Origin of the sequence: Trinickia symbiotica (assembly GCF_002934455.1) — a bacterium.
Classification (GTDB): Bacteria; Pseudomonadota; Gammaproteobacteria; order Burkholderiales; family Burkholderiaceae; genus Trinickia; species Trinickia symbiotica.
Map to the genome: position 1 here is coordinate 42,953 of NZ_PTIR01000020.1, position 13,099 is coordinate 56,051.

General features: G+C 64.2%; 13 protein-coding genes. 6 read left to right on the forward strand and 7 right to left on the reverse strand.

From position 1 onward, the window contains the following. Nucleotides 1-471, reverse strand: a complete 471-nt coding sequence (locus B0G57_RS24045) for a DUF2069 domain-containing protein (protein WP_018440708.1) — start codon at nt 469-471, stop codon at nt 1-3. Then, a complete protein-coding gene (gene wrbA / locus B0G57_RS24050; protein ID WP_018440707.1) occupies nt 468-1,070 on the reverse strand; it encodes an NAD(P)H:quinone oxidoreductase in 603 nt (200 codons plus the stop codon). The genes B0G57_RS24045 and wrbA overlap by 4 nt, the downstream gene beginning before the upstream one ends. A gap of 136 nt (nt 1,071-1,206) precedes the next feature. Between wrbA and B0G57_RS24055 the strand changes: the two genes are divergently transcribed. After that, nucleotides 1,207-2,511: a YihY family inner membrane protein gene (locus tag B0G57_RS24055; RefSeq protein ID WP_018440706.1), complete on the forward strand. Its 1,305-nt coding sequence runs from the start codon at nt 1,207-1,209 to the stop codon at nt 2,509-2,511. Between the two features lie 46 nt (nt 2,512-2,557). Here the strand turns inward: B0G57_RS24055 and B0G57_RS24060 are convergent, their stop codons facing one another. The 3 genes from B0G57_RS24060 to B0G57_RS24070 form a co-directional block, all read right to left on the reverse strand. Continuing rightward, a complete protein-coding gene (locus B0G57_RS24060) occupies nt 2,558-2,878 on the reverse strand; it encodes an Mpo1-like protein (RefSeq protein WP_026229669.1) in 321 nt (106 codons plus the stop codon). 141 nt (nt 2,879-3,019) lie between these two features. Then, nucleotides 3,020-3,859, reverse strand: coding sequence for an alpha/beta fold hydrolase (locus B0G57_RS24065; protein ID WP_018440704.1), 840 nt, complete (start codon nt 3,857-3,859; stop codon nt 3,020-3,022). Then, nucleotides 3,856-5,190, reverse strand: coding sequence for an O-acetylhomoserine aminocarboxypropyltransferase (locus tag B0G57_RS24070; RefSeq protein ID WP_018440703.1), 1,335 nt, complete (start codon nt 5,188-5,190; stop codon nt 3,856-3,858). The genes B0G57_RS24065 and B0G57_RS24070 overlap by 4 nt, the downstream gene beginning before the upstream one ends. Nucleotides 5,191-5,412: 222 nt before the next feature. Between B0G57_RS24070 and B0G57_RS24075 the strand changes: the two genes are divergently transcribed. From B0G57_RS24075 to aroC, 3 genes are all read left to right on the forward strand, one after another. After that, on the forward strand, nt 5,413-5,871 hold the full coding sequence (locus tag B0G57_RS24075) for a CBS domain-containing protein (RefSeq protein WP_018440702.1): 459 nt from the start codon (nt 5,413-5,415) through the stop codon (nt 5,869-5,871). 167 nt (nt 5,872-6,038) lie between these two features. Continuing rightward, nucleotides 6,039-7,976: an MFS transporter gene (locus B0G57_RS24080; protein ID WP_018440701.1), complete on the forward strand. Its 1,938-nt coding sequence runs from the start codon at nt 6,039-6,041 to the stop codon at nt 7,974-7,976. Nucleotides 7,977-8,049: 73 nt separating this feature from the next. After that, the gene (gene aroC, locus B0G57_RS24085; RefSeq protein WP_018440700.1) at nt 8,050-9,156 is read left to right on the forward strand and encodes a chorismate synthase; all 1,107 of its coding nucleotides are present in this window, start codon (nt 8,050-8,052) and stop codon (nt 9,154-9,156) included. A gap of 99 nt (nt 9,157-9,255) precedes the next feature. On the opposite strand, the gene B0G57_RS24090 is transcribed toward aroC, so the two are convergent. After that, nucleotides 9,256-10,929, reverse strand: a complete 1,674-nt coding sequence (locus B0G57_RS24090) for an electron transfer flavoprotein-ubiquinone oxidoreductase (protein WP_026229668.1) — start codon at nt 10,927-10,929, stop codon at nt 9,256-9,258. 127 nt (nt 10,930-11,056) lie between these two features. Here B0G57_RS24090 and B0G57_RS24095 point away from each other — a divergent pair, with 127 nt between their 5' ends. Next, entirely contained in the window at nt 11,057-11,836 is a 780-nt protein-coding gene (locus B0G57_RS24095) for an SDR family oxidoreductase (protein ID WP_018440698.1), read from the forward strand. Between the two features lie 112 nt (nt 11,837-11,948). Then, nucleotides 11,949-12,353: an acyl-CoA thioesterase gene (locus B0G57_RS24100; RefSeq protein ID WP_020566181.1), complete on the forward strand. Its 405-nt coding sequence runs from the start codon at nt 11,949-11,951 to the stop codon at nt 12,351-12,353. Between the two features lie 76 nt (nt 12,354-12,429). Here B0G57_RS24100 and B0G57_RS24105 read toward each other — a convergent pair whose 3' ends face one another. Further along, nucleotides 12,430-12,975 (reverse strand): PAS and helix-turn-helix domain-containing protein, encoded by a 546-nt coding sequence (locus B0G57_RS24105; protein WP_018440696.1) that lies wholly within the window; start codon nt 12,973-12,975, stop codon nt 12,430-12,432. Nucleotides 12,976-13,099 lie beyond the last annotated feature (124 nt).

Sequence of the window (13,099 nt, forward strand, 5' to 3'; positions counted from 1 at the left end):
TCAGGGTGACGGCAGATCGGGCGACCGTTGTGCCTCGGCGGTTTCCGCCTGTCGCCGCGCCGCCTTCGCGGCCCGCTTGAATGGCGCCACATAGGCGAGCGCGCAAGCGAGGAAAGCGGCGGCAAGCGCCGTTTCGGCCCAGCCGAGCGCTGCCGACAGTCCCGCATCGCTCATGCCGCGCACGATGCCTTCGGCGAAGTAGAGCAGGATCAGCATCGACGCCCACTGAAGCGTATAGAGCCGCCGGCGCAATACACCGGGAAGGGCGAACGCGAGCGGCAGTGCCTTCAGCACGAGCGCCGAGCCGCCGGGCCTGAGCGGCGCGAGCCACCTTTCCCAGGCAATGGAGAGGACGATCAGTGCAACGAGCGCCGCGGCGGCACCGATGGCGGCTGCGGCGCATGCGCGCGGCCCGCCGGCGTCGTCCGAAATCGCGGACACCGATTCGGCCGTTTTCGCCGCCTGCTTCATGGGCGCCCGGCTAGCCGCGCCGCTGTGCGGGCGAGCCGAGTGCCTAGCGCGACGGCGAGCGCTTTCTCGTCATGCGAAAGCGCCGACTCGCGGGCCCCCGCGCCCGAGACATGCGAAGCACCGTAGGGCGTACCGCCGCTTTGGGTGGCGGACAACGCGCTCTCGGTGTACGGGATGCCGACGAGCAGCATGCCGTGGTGCAAAAGCGGCAACATCATCGAAAGCAGCGTCGTTTCCTGGCCGCCGTGGAGACTGCCTGTCGACGTGAAGACGCACGCGGGCTTGCCGGCGAGCGCGCCGCTCAGCCACTGTGGAGTCGTGCCGTCGAGAAAATGCTTGAGCGACGCGGCCATGTTGCCGAACCTCGTCGGCGAGCCGAGCGCGAGCCCGGCGCACTCCTCGAGATCGCGCAGTTCCGCATAGGGCGGGCCGTCGGCGGGAATGTCGGGCTCGGTGGCTTCCGTGACGGGGGACACGCTCGGCACGGTGCGAATCCGGGACTGCATGCCCGGCACGCTATCGACCCCTTGCGCAATGGCGAGCGCCAATTCGCGCGTCGCTCCGTGACGGCTGTAATAGAGTACGAGAATATCCTTCATCAAGCCTCACTCATGAGCGGCCTATTATAGGGGCATTAGCCCGGCGCGACGGCGCGCCAGCCGCGCAGAGGCTGGAGTTCGGTTGTCGCCGCCGGCATGCGGCTTTGCCCGGTATTCCCATGACGCGGAGAATTTCTTGCCCAAGCTGAGTTTCGATGTCGTCGCGCTCAAACGCCTGGCGCGCTTCGCCGCCAAGCGCAGCGGGGAAGACCGTATCGCCCAGGTGGCGGGGAGCCTGACGTTCACCACGATGCTGGCGATCGTCCCGCTCGCCACCGTCGCGTTCGCGCTTTTCACGGCGTTTCCGCTTTTCGCGACGTTCCAGGCATCGCTGCAGACTTTCCTCGCGCAGCATCTGATGCCGGACCAGATCAACAACCAGATTTTCCGCTATCTGAATCAGTTCGCCTCGAAGGCGAAAGGGCTCACGACGGCAGGCATGATCGTGCTCTTCGTCACGTCCGTCATGACGATGATGACCGTGGAGTCGGCGTTCAACCTCATCTGGCGCGTGCCCAAGCCGCGGCCGTTCGCGCAGCGCGTCCTCGTCTACTGGGCGATCATCACTCTCGGGCCGCTCCTCATCGGCGTCAGTCTTTCGATCACCTCGCACCTCTTTACACGCTCGACCGGACTCGCGAGCGAGCTCTCGCCGTTGATCGAATGGGCGCTTTCGGGTGCCGCGCTGCCGTTTACGGCGTTCGTGTTCACGATGCTCTACGTCTATTTGCCGAATTGCGCCGTTCAGTGGCGCGACGCGCTGGTGGGCGGACTCTTGGCTTCGGTGGCGTTCGAAATCGCCAAGCGCGGCTTCGGCTATTACGTGCGCCACATCCCGACGTACACGGCCGTCTATGGGGCATTCGCCACGGTGCCGATGTTTCTGCTCTGGGTCTACCTGAGCTGGTTCATCACGCTGGCTGGGGCGACGATCGTATCGGCGTTGCCCGCGATCCGCGCCGGCGAGTTTCACAGGCACGCCTATCCGGGCGGCGATCTCGTCGACGCGCTCGAGCTTCTGGCGCGGCTCGACGACGCGCGAGAGGCGGGCCGGGCCGGATGCACCGTCGCCGAGCTTGCGCGCGCCGCTCGCTGCGATCTGGATACGGCGACGCGACTCGTCGAACAGTTATGCCGGCGCGAATGGATCATGCGTCTGCAGGACCGCGGCGATGGGGTCGCGCGCTACGCTTTGGTCCGCAATCCCGCTCAGATCACGGTTTCACGCGTTTTCGACGTGTTCGTCATCGACCGCACCGAACTCGAATACCAGCTCAAGCTCAGTTCGACACGTGTGGACGCCGACGCCTTGCTCAGCGCGCTCAACAACGACAAGCTCGATATTTCGCTCGCGACGCTGCTCGCCGTCCGGGAAGCGCGCGCCGCGCATGCCGGCGACGACATGAGGTCATCGGCCACGAGGCCCCGTCATGCGGTGTGACGGCGGCACTCAGGTCGCCGTTGCACCGGCCTTGCCGCGCTAGTGGCTAAAGCGAAATCTTCCCGACACAAATGTCCTTGAACATCACCCAATCGCCCATCAGGCTATAGACCGGGTGACGGAACGTGGCGGGCCGGTTCTTCTCGAAGAAGAAATGGCCGATCCAGGCGAAACCGTATCCGCACACGATCGCAGCCGGCAGCCAGAGCCAGTCGCCTGTCGCGACGGCCATCGCGATGCAGCCGATCACGCCTAGCGAGCCGATGAAATGGAGCCGCCGGCAGACGGTATTGCGGTGCTCGCCGAGATAGAAAGGATAGAACTCGGCAAAGCTCGCGAACTGAGCAGGATGAGCGCCGTGATCCATGACAACCTCCGTTTGCGCCGAAGTCAGCCGATTCGCGCAGCTTCGATCGACGCGAAAGCCGGGGCGGCGGTTCGTTGGTCGGTCCATTGTGCGGCGAAAGCCCGGTTTGCCGCAACTCGGCCAGTGGCGGTGCGGGCGTCCTCACACTTGCGGCTTTCCCTCCAGCAGCGGCCGCGTAAACTCGATGAGCGCATCGAGCGTCCCGTCGGGCTGCTCGGTCATCAAAGCGTGTCCCGAGTCGAGCACGACGGTGTCGACTTCGACGCCGGCCGCCGCCAGCGCGTCAGCCAGGGCGCGCGCGGCGCGAGGCGGCGTCATCATGTCTTTCGCCCCCACGATGAGACGTACCGGGCAACGCACCTGCCCGGCGCGCACGAGGCCGTCCGCATAGGCGTGGCAGGCCGCGAAATCGGTATGGAAGAGCTGCGCTTCGCCCCGCGCCGCGACGTGTTCCATCAAGCGTTGGTTCATGCCGTGCAGCCAGAACCCGGGGCCGGGGCACGAAGGCTTGGCGGCGATCGTCGAGTGCGACCACCGATTGACGAGATCGATGGCTTCCGATTCGCGATTCAGTGCGGCGTCGAGCAGCGCATCCGAGACCGTCATCGGCACGGCCGTGGCAAGCAGCGCGAGCCGTGCCACCCGATCAGGATAGCGTCCGGCGAAATCGAGCGCGACGAGCGAGCCCATGCTGTGGCCGGCAACGAACGCCGAAGCGACCCCGACGGCCTCGCAAAGCGCGGCGACCCAATCCGCCAGTTCGCCGACGCTCGTGGCCGCCGGGCCGGCGCTGCGTCCGTGGCCGGGCAGATCGACGGCGAGCAGATTGAAGCCGTGGTAGGCGAAATAGCGGCTTTGCAAGGCCCATACGCTGTGATCATGCTCGGCGCCGTGCAGAAAAACGGCGGTCGGACGCGCGGGATCGAAGCGCTTGCCGGCCGTGTAGGCGTAGACGGCCTTGCCGTTGAGGTCGACGATCATGACCGCTCCTTTTTTGCGGCCGCAGAGGAGGCGGCGCCAGCCGGCGCAGCCTTTGCCGCCGCCTTCAGCGCGCGTTTGAGATCGTCGATGAGATCGTCCGGATCTTCCAGCCCGATCGAAAGGCGAATGGTCCCTTCGCTGATTCCTGCCGCGGCGAGCGCGGCCGCGTCCATGCGGAAATGCGTAGTCGACGCGGGATGGATCACGAGCGAGCGCACGTCGCCGACGTTCGCGAGATGCGAGAACAGCGTGAGCGCCTCGATGAAGCGCCGCCCCGCCGCGCGATCGCCGCGCAGATCGAAGCTGACGACGGCCCCGGCGCCACGCGGCAGCAGCCTTTGCGCCAGCGCATGATCGGGATGCGAATCGAGCTCGGGATAAGCGACGGATGCGATGGCCGGATGCGCCGCGAGAAACTCGACGATTCGGCGCGTATTGGCGACATGCCTTTCCATCCGCAGCGGCAGCGTCTCGATGCCCTGCAGCAATTGCCACGCGGCCTGCGGATGCAGGCAGGCGCCGAAATCGCGCAATCCTTCGCGCCGCGCGCGTAGCAGGAACGGCGCGATAGTGCTCTCCTCGGCGAACACCATGCCGTGAAAGCCGTCGTAGGGCTCGGTAAGCTCCGGAAAGCGGCCCGAGGCAGTGAAGTCGAACTTGCCGCCGTCGACGAGCACGCCGCCGACGGTCGTGCCGTGGCCGCCGAGGAATTTCGTCGCCGAGTGGTAGACGAAATCCGCGCCGTGCTCGAACGGCTTCAGCAGATAGGGCGTCGTGAACGTCGAGTCGACGAGGAGTGGCACACGATGCTCGTGAGCGATTTGCGCCACGGCGGCGATGTCGAGCACGTCGAGCCCCGGATTGCCGAGCGTCTCTCCGAACAATAGCCGCGTGTCGGGCCGCACGGCGGCGCGCCACGCGTCGAGATCGCGCGGCTCGACGAACGTCGTCTCGATGCCGAAGCGGCGCAGCGTGTAGTGCAGCAGATTGTGAGAGCCGCCGTAGAGCGCATTCGAGGCAACGATATGCGAGCCGGCACCCATCAGTGTGACGATCGCGAGATGCAGGGCGGCCTGTCCGCTCGCGGTGCCGATCGCGCCGGCGCCGTTTTCCAGCGCCGCGACGCGTTCCTCGAAGACGGCAACGGTGGGGTTGGAGATCCGCGAATAGACGTGCCCCGCGCGCTCCATGTTGAACAGCGCCGCGGCGTGATCGCTGTCGCGGAAAACGAAAGCGGTGCTCTGATGGATCGGCGTGGCGCGCGCGCCTGTCGCGGGATCGGGTGTCGCGCCGGCGTGCACGGCGAGCGTGTCGAAGCGGTTGGCTGACATCGGAGGGCGGCCGGTCGCGTCCGGCGTGGGTTGGCCTGTCGGCCATCGTATCATCGCGCGCGCCGGCTCGAGCGGATCCGCTAAATGTCGGCTCCCGGTCTGTCGGCCCTCGGTCTTCGGCCCGGGTCGGAATCGTCCGAAAATCGGCGCTCGGCTTTCCTTTTAGGGGCCTTTCCGCTAGGATCGGTTGATCCATTGAAGTTTTAGAAGGAGGGGGAGGCCATGAAAGTCAGCGATATCCTGAAGGTGAAGGGCAACACGCTCTTTACCGTCACACCCGATACACCGCTCAGTGATGCGGTGTTGACGATGGCCGAGCACGATATCGGCTCGCTCGTGGTCATGGAGTATGGCGACCTCGTCGGGATGCTGACGTTTCGCGAAATCATTCTGACGCTGCGCGAAAACAATGGATCGGTCGGCGAGCGGATCATCCGCAACGTCATGGACCAGCATCCGCTCACCTGCACGCCCGAGACCGATGTCAACGAAGTGCGCCGCATGATGCTCGAGCACCATGTCCGCTACCTGCCTGTGCTCGATAGCAAGACGCTGATGGGGGTCATCTCGTTCTACGACGTCGCGAAGGCCGTCGTCGAAGAACAGAGTTTCGAGAACCGCATGCTGAAGGCGTACATTCGCGATTGGCCCGAGGAGGGCGAGCCGCAGCAGCTGAGCTGAAACTCGATTTCTTGGGGTATTCCCGCCCTCGAAGGCACCCCCTCGGCCCTCGAGGCGTGCGGGCGCGGCGCTGAGTGCCGGCTGAATACCGCTTCGCGCCGCGATTGTCGATTCACCGGGGCATCGGCCGTTCCGTGGTCATCGCCTCGATTTGACGCCTCCTCACCATGAGTGACCGCCCGTTGTCGATTACGCCGCAGGCCCGGCGCGCGCAGCGCGAACCGCATTCGCAATACGCTCTGCTCAAAGCACGCCGCTTCGCTCCTTTTTTCTGGACGCAATTCCTCGGTGCCCTGAACGACAACGTTTTCAAGGTTGGCTTTACTTCGCTCGTCACCTATGAGACGGCGCGTTTTTCGGGCGTGGACGCAAAGACGGCTGCATTCCTGATTTCGGCGATTTTCATCGCGCCGTTCGTCCTCTTCTCGGCGACGTCCGGCCAAATCGCCGATAAATACGATAAAGCGACGCTGACGCGTTTCGTGAAGACGTTCGAGATCGGCATCATGCTCGTCGGCGCCGCTGGTTTTCTGACTCATCACGCGGTGCTCCTGTACGCCTGCACATTCATGATGGGCGTGCACTCGACGATATTCGGGCCGGTGAAGTACGCCTATCTTCCGCAACATCTCGACGAGCAGGAACTCGTCGGCGGCAACGGGCTCGTCGAGATGGGCACGTTCGTGGCGATTCTGATCGGCACGATCATCGGCGGGGCGGCCGCTGCTTTTCCGGGAGCCGGGGCGGTCATTCTCGCTTGCACGTGCGTGACCGTCGCGCTCGGCGGCCGCGCCGTCTCGGGCTTTGTTCCGGTCTCGCCGGCGTCGCAGCCCGACTTGCGGATCAACTGGAATCCCTTGAGCGAAACGTGGCGCAACCTCGCGCTCGCGCGCGGCAACCGCACGGTGTTCCTGAGCTTGCTCGGCATTTCCTGGCTCTGGTTCGTCGGCGCCACGTTTCTCACGTCGTTTTTCAGCTTCGCGAAGGATGTCCTTTCGGCCAACCCGGACGTCGTGACCGTGCTGCTGGCCACGTTTTCGATCGGCATCGGCTCGGGCTCGCTGCTCTGCGAACGGCTTTCGAAGCGGCGCGTCGAAGTCGGGCTCGTGCCGCTCGGCTCGATCGGCATGAGTGTTTTCGCGATCGATCTCTACTTCGCAAGCCATGCGTTGCCTCCGGCGCAGAATCTGCTCGGCGTGGGCGCGTTTCTCGGCGAGCTCGCGCATTGGCGCATCCTCGCGGATCTGTTCCTGCTCGCGATGTTCGGCGGTTTCTACAGCGTGCCGCTCTACGCCCTGATTCAAAGCCGCAGCCAGCCCACGCATCGCGCGCGGATCATCGCCGCGAACAACATTCTCAATGCGTTCTTCATGATCGTCTCATCGCTCATGGCGATCGCGCTCACGTCGGCGGGCGTCAGCATTCCTGGCATTTTTCTGACGACCGCGCTGCTGAATGTCGTGGTCGCGGCCTACATCTATTCGCTCGTACCGGAGTTCCTGCTCCGGTTCGTGGCATGGATGCTCGTCCATACGTTTTACCGGATCCGGCTCGTGCATCCGGAGCGTATACCGGAGCGCGGCGCCGCCGTTCTCGTCTGCAATCACGTCAGTTATGTCGATGCGCTCGTCATCATGGCCGAGAGCCCGCGCCCGATACGTTTCGTGATGGACCATCGCATCTTTCGCACGCCGTTCGCCGGCTGGCTGTTCCGCCATGCGAAAGCGATTCCGATCGCGCCCGCGCATGAAGCGCCGGCACTGCTCGAGCGCGCTTACGAGGCCTGCGCGATCGCGCTCGAGGAGGGCGAACTCGTCTGCATTTTCCCCGAGGGCAAGCTGACGAAAGATGGTGAGATCAACACGTTTCGCCATGGCGTGACGCGGATCGTCGAACGAACGCCCGTCCCCGTCGTGCCGATGGCATTGCGCGGGCTCTGGGGCAGCGTGTTTTCCCGGGCGGCGCAGGCGCAATGGCCGCGCCCGGTGAAAAAGGGCGTCATGAGCCGTTTGACGCTCGCCGTGGCCGAGCCGCTCGAGCCGGATTCGGCGACGCCCGAGACGTTGCAGCGCATCGTCACCGAACTGCGCGGGCCGCGCAAATAGGGCCAGCCTCGGCCGGAAGCGCGTGGTGCTGCATAATATCGGTCTTTCCGCATCGATTTCGTAGGCCACGTCCATGTCCGGCAATACTCTCGGCAAGCTCTTTACCGTCACGACGTTCGGCGAATCGCACGGGCCGGCCATCGGCTGCGTCATCGACGGCTGCCCCCCCGGCATGACCCTCGCCGAAGCCGACGTTCAGATCGAACTGGATCGCCGCAAGCCCGGCACGTCGCGCCATGTGACGCAGCGTCGTGAGGACGACAAAGTCGAGATTCTCTCCGGCGTGTTCGAAGGCGTGACGACGGGTACGCCGATCGCGCTCTTGATTCGCAATACCGACCAGCGCAGCAAGGACTACGGCAACATAGCCGAGACCTTCCGTCCCGGCCACGCCGATTACACCTATTGGCAAAAGTATGGCGTGCGCGATTACCGTGGCGGCGGGCGTTCGTCGGCACGATTGACGGCAGCCACCGTGGCGGCCGGTGCCGTCGCGAAGAAATGGCTGCGCGAGCACTTCGGCATGGAAGTGCGCGGTTACATGAGCGCGCTAGGTGCGATCGAGGTGCCATTCGTCGACTGGTCGCACGTGAGCGAGAACCCGTTTTTCGTACCGAACGCCGAGATCGTCCCCCAGCTCGAGGCCTATATGGACGAGTTGCGCAAGGAGGGGGATTCGATCGGCGCACGGATCAACGTCGTGGCGAGCGGTGTTCCCGTGGGCCTAGGCGAACCGCTGTTCGATCGTCTCGATGCCGACATTGCGCATGCAATGATGGGCATCAATGCTGTCAAGGGCGTCGAGATCGGTGCCGGATTCGCGAGCGTCGCGCAGCGCGGCTCCGAGCATGGCGACGAGCTGACGCCCGAGGGCTTCGTCGGCAACAACGCGGGCGGCATACTCGGCGGGATCTCGACGGGGCAGGACATTACGGTCTCGATCGCGATCAAGCCGACATCGAGCATTCGTACGCCACGTCGCTCGATCGATAAGGCGGGGCAGCCCGCTGTCGTCGAGACGTTCGGCCGTCACGACCCGTGCGTCGGCATTCGTGCGACACCGATCGCGGAAGCGACGCTCGCGCTCGTTCTGATCGACCACGTGTTGCGCCATCGCGCGCAATGCGGCGATGTGCAGGTGGCGACGCCCAAGATTCCTGCAAGCGCGCCCTCAAAATAAGGCAAGGCGCTTGCCGGAGACGCAGACGATATCGGGCCGCCGCGGCAACGCTGGGCGCGGCCCTCGATGCGGTGCCGGCGAGCGCGTCGGCGCCGGACGTCACATGCTCCCGTAGTTTGGCCCGCCGCCGCCCTCCGGGGTGACCCAGACGATGTTCTGCGTCGGATCCTTGATGTCACAGGTCTTGCAATGCACGCAGTTCTGCGCATTGATGACGAGCCGCTCGCTGCCGTCCTCGTTTTTGACGAATTCATAAACCGCGGCTGGGCAATACCGGCCTTCCGGCCCAGCATAGGTGCGCAGATTGATGTCGACGGGCACCGCCGGATCCTTCAGCGTCAGGTGCGCCGGCTGGTTTTCCTCGTGGTTCGTATTCGATAAGAAGACCGATGAAAGCCGATCGAACGTCAGCTTGCCGTCGGGCTTCGGATAGACGATCGGCGTGCACTGCGAGGCGGTCTTCAGCGTCTCGTTGTCGCGATGTTGGTGATGCAGGGTCCACGGCACGTTTCCCCCGAGAAGCTTTTGCTCGATGCCCACCATCAGCGTGCCGAGATAGAGCCCTTTGCTCATCCACTGCTTGAAGTTGCGTGCGCGGTTCAGTTCTTCGTGCAGCCATGAGGCTTTGAACGCATCGGGATATGCGGCCAGCTCATCGCCTTGCCGTCCGGCCTGCACGGCGTCGAATGCTGCTTCGGCTGCGAGCATGCCGCTCTTGATGGCCGCATGCGAACCCTTGATCCGCGAAGCATTGAGGAAACCGGCATCGTCGCCGACGAGCGCGCCACCCGGAAACACGAGCTTCGGCAGCGACGTGAGTCCGCCCGCGGTAATTGCACGCGCCCCATACGAAATGCGCTTGCCGCCTTCGAGCACCTTGCGGATCTCCGGATGCGTCTTATAGCGCTGGAACTCCTCGAACGGTGAGAGGTAGGGGTTCGAATAACCGAGACCAACGACGAAGCCCACGACCACCTGATTGTTGTCCGCGTGATAGAGGAACGAGCCGCCGTACGTCTGTGTATCGAGCGGCCAGCCTGCCGTGTGGATCACGAGCCCGGGCTGGTGCTTCGCCGGATCGATCTCCCACAGTTCCTTGATGCCGATGCCGTAGACCTGCGGATCGGCATCGCGGTCGAGCTTGAATTTGTCGTTCAGTTGCCGGCCGAGGTGTCCGCGCGCGCCTTCGCAAAAGAGCGTGTACTTCGCGTGCAGCTCCATGCCGAGCTGGAAGTTCTCGGTCGGCTCGCCGTCTTTGCCGATGCCCATATTGCCGGTCGCGACGCCTTTGACCGAGCCATCTTCGTTGTAGAGCACCTCGGCGGCCGCAAAGCCCGGGAAGATCTCCACGCCGAGCGCCTCGGCCTGCTGCCCCAGCCAGCGCGTCACGTTGCCGAGGCTGATCACGTAGTTGCCGTGGTTCTTGAAGTTGTCGGGCAGCGCCCAGTTGGGCGTCTTGAAGGCGCCTTTCTCGGACAGGAAGAGGAAACGGTCTTCGGTGACGGGCACGGTCAGCGGCGCGCCTTTGTCCTTCCAGTCGGGAATGAGCTCGGTAATGGCGCGCGGGTCCATGACCGCGCCCGACAAAATATGCGCACCGATCTCGGACCCCTTTTCGAGCACGCATACGCCGAACTCGACGCCTTTTTCCTGCGCGAGCTGCTTGAGCCGGATGGCGGCCGAGAGGCCCGCGGGCCCGCCGCCGACGATCACGACGTCATATTCCATCGACTCGCGCGGACCGTATTGCTCGATGAGGCTTTGTGGGGTCATTGAGGCTCCTCTGCCGTTAGAATGCTTTTTTCGGGTTCGTATTGTCAGCGAACGTCGAAGGGGCTGCAACCGACGAGAGCGAGATTAGCACGATCGTTCTATTATTGAGGCAGACGAAGGAACCACAATGGGCCGTTCGATTAATCTGGAAGGGAAGGTCGCGCTGATCACGGGCGCATCGAGCGGGCTCGGCAAGCGCTTTGCGCAGGTGCTGTCGCAGGCCGGCGCGAAGGTGGTGCTGGCGAGCCGTCGAGTCGAATTACTGAAGGAGTTGCGCGCCGAAATCGAGGCATCGGGCGGTGCTGCGCACGTCGTTTCGCTCGATGTGACCGACTATCAGAGCATCAAGTCGGCCGTTGCCCACGCCGAAACGGAGGCGGGCACGATCGACATACTCGTCAACAACTCGGGCGTGTCCACAACGCAGAAGCTGACCGAGGTCACGCCGGCCGATTTCGAGTATGTATTCGATACGAACACGCGCGGCGCATTCTTCGTGGCTCAGGAAGTGGCGAAGCGGATGATCATGCGTTCGGGGGGCGGCAATCAGAAGCCCGTGTACCGGATCATCAACATTGCGTCGGTGGCGGGCCTGCGCGTGTTGCCGCAGATTGGCCTTTACTCGATGAGCAAGGCCGCCGTCGTCCACATGACCAAGGCGATGGCGCTCGAATGGGGACGGCACGGTATCAATGTCAACGCCATCTGCCCCGGCTATATCGACACCGAGATCAACCACCACCATTGGTCGACGGAGCAGGGGCAGAAATTGCTGTCGATGTTGCCGCGCAAGCGGGTGGGGCAGCCGGAGGATCTTGAAGGCTTGCTGCTCTTGCTCGCGGCCGACGAGTCGCAATTCATCAACGGTGCCGTCATCGCGGCGGACGATGGGTTCGCGTTGGCGTAACCATGATGGCCAAGAGCGAGCTCGAAGCGCTGTGCGTGATGCGCCGGAACGGCTTTGGCTTTTTTTGGGAATGATTTGAGTGACAAAGAACGACTACCACCCCGTGTTCGAGATGTCGATGCCGATCCGGTGGGGCGATATGGACGCTTTCGGCCACGTGAACAACACCGTGTACTTCCGGTACATGGAGCAGGTGCGCATCAGCTGGTTCGAGCGGCTCGGCTTGGTCGGCGCGGTGGAAGAAGGGCAGGGGCCCGTCATCGTGAACGCGTCGATGGAATTTCTGCGCCAGCTTCACTATCCGGGCGACATTATCGGCCGCATGTCGGTCGGTAAGCCAGGGCGCAGCAGTTTCGATACGGGCTTCGAGCTCGTGCGCGCTGACGATCCAGGCACGCTTTACGCGCGCGGCGCCGCGCGTTGCGTATGGGTCGACTACGCGGCCGGCAAGTCGTTGCCGATGCCCGAGCGGTTGCGCAAGCTGCTCGAGAATGCGGAGTTGGAACGAGCGACCTGAGCCCTGAACGCGAGTGCAAGCGCGGCGCCTGCTGCTCGCCCGCCCCCGTTTCGCCGGCTCGCGCTGCTTCGTTGGCCTAATGGCCAAGCAGCCGCTGCAGCAACTCCGTCGCGTTCCCCGTACCGAACTTGCGCATGAGTCGCGCGCGATAGATATCGACCGTGCGCGAGCTGATATCGAGTGCGCGGCCGATCTGCTTGCTCGTCTTGCCCGTCGCCAGTTGCGCGGCGACTTCGCGCTCGCGCGGCGTCAGCTCGACGGCGACTCGGCGCGTCGCGCTCAAATCCTCGAACGTCCAGACTCCGGCCGCGAGCGGCGCGTGCCGCTCGAGCGCGCGCCCCGTGACGTGACACCAGAACAGCTCGCCGTCGGCGCGTTTCATGATGCGGTCGTCGGCATAGCTGCCGTGGGCCGTCATGATCGGCGCGATGCGCTCGCCGATCCGCTCGAACTCATCAGGGGACGGATAGAGCACGCGAAACGATTGTCCAATCAGCGATGCACGATCGCAGCGGAAGATTCGCGCCACCGCGTCGTTGCAATCTTCGATGACGCGGTCGCGCGAAAGCACGAGCCCGATGGGGGCGAGATGGAAAGCGGTCTGATAGTCGAGTTGCGCCATGGTTTGCGGTGCGGTGGCCAACGCCCGGGTCGTTCAGTCGAGGCGGCAGGGCGGGCCTTTCACTTATGTAGTTTTGCGTATTGTGCCGCAAGCGCGGGCCGTCTTACCCTGACGCCGAACATTA

Bases quoted from the DNA above. Each gene is read 5' to 3' on its own strand.
- B0G57_RS24045 (WP_018440708.1), bottom strand. From the start codon at position 471: ATGAAGCAGGCGGCGAAAACGGCCGAATCGGTGTCCGCGATTTCGGAC.
- B0G57_RS24060 (WP_026229669.1), bottom strand. From the start codon at position 2,878: ATGGATCACGGCGCTCATCCTGCTCAGTTCGCGAGCTTTGCCGAGTTC.
- wrbA (WP_018440707.1), bottom strand. From the start codon at position 1,070: ATGAAGGATATTCTCGTACTCTATTACAGCCGTCACGGAGCGACGCGC.
- B0G57_RS24090 (WP_026229668.1), bottom strand. From the start codon at position 10,929: ATGACCCCACAAAGCCTCATCGAGCAATACGGTCCGCGCGAGTCGATG.
- aroC (WP_018440700.1), top strand. From the start codon at position 8,050: ATGTCCGGCAATACTCTCGGCAAGCTCTTTACCGTCACGACGTTCGGC.
- B0G57_RS24105 (WP_018440696.1), bottom strand. From the start codon at position 12,975: ATGGCGCAACTCGACTATCAGACCGCTTTCCATCTCGCCCCCATCGGG.
- B0G57_RS24075 (WP_018440702.1), top strand. From the start codon at position 5,413: ATGAAAGTCAGCGATATCCTGAAGGTGAAGGGCAACACGCTCTTTACC.
- B0G57_RS24100 (WP_020566181.1), top strand. From the start codon at position 11,949: ATGTCGATGCCGATCCGGTGGGGCGATATGGACGCTTTCGGCCACGTG.
- B0G57_RS24065 (WP_018440704.1), bottom strand. From the start codon at position 3,859: ATGATCGTCGACCTCAACGGCAAGGCCGTCTACGCCTACACGGCCGGC.
- B0G57_RS24070 (WP_018440703.1), bottom strand. From the start codon at position 5,190: ATGTCAGCCAACCGCTTCGACACGCTCGCCGTGCACGCCGGCGCGACA.
- B0G57_RS24080 (WP_018440701.1), top strand. From the start codon at position 6,039: ATGAGTGACCGCCCGTTGTCGATTACGCCGCAGGCCCGGCGCGCGCAG.
- B0G57_RS24095 (WP_018440698.1), top strand. From the start codon at position 11,057: ATGGGCCGTTCGATTAATCTGGAAGGGAAGGTCGCGCTGATCACGGGC.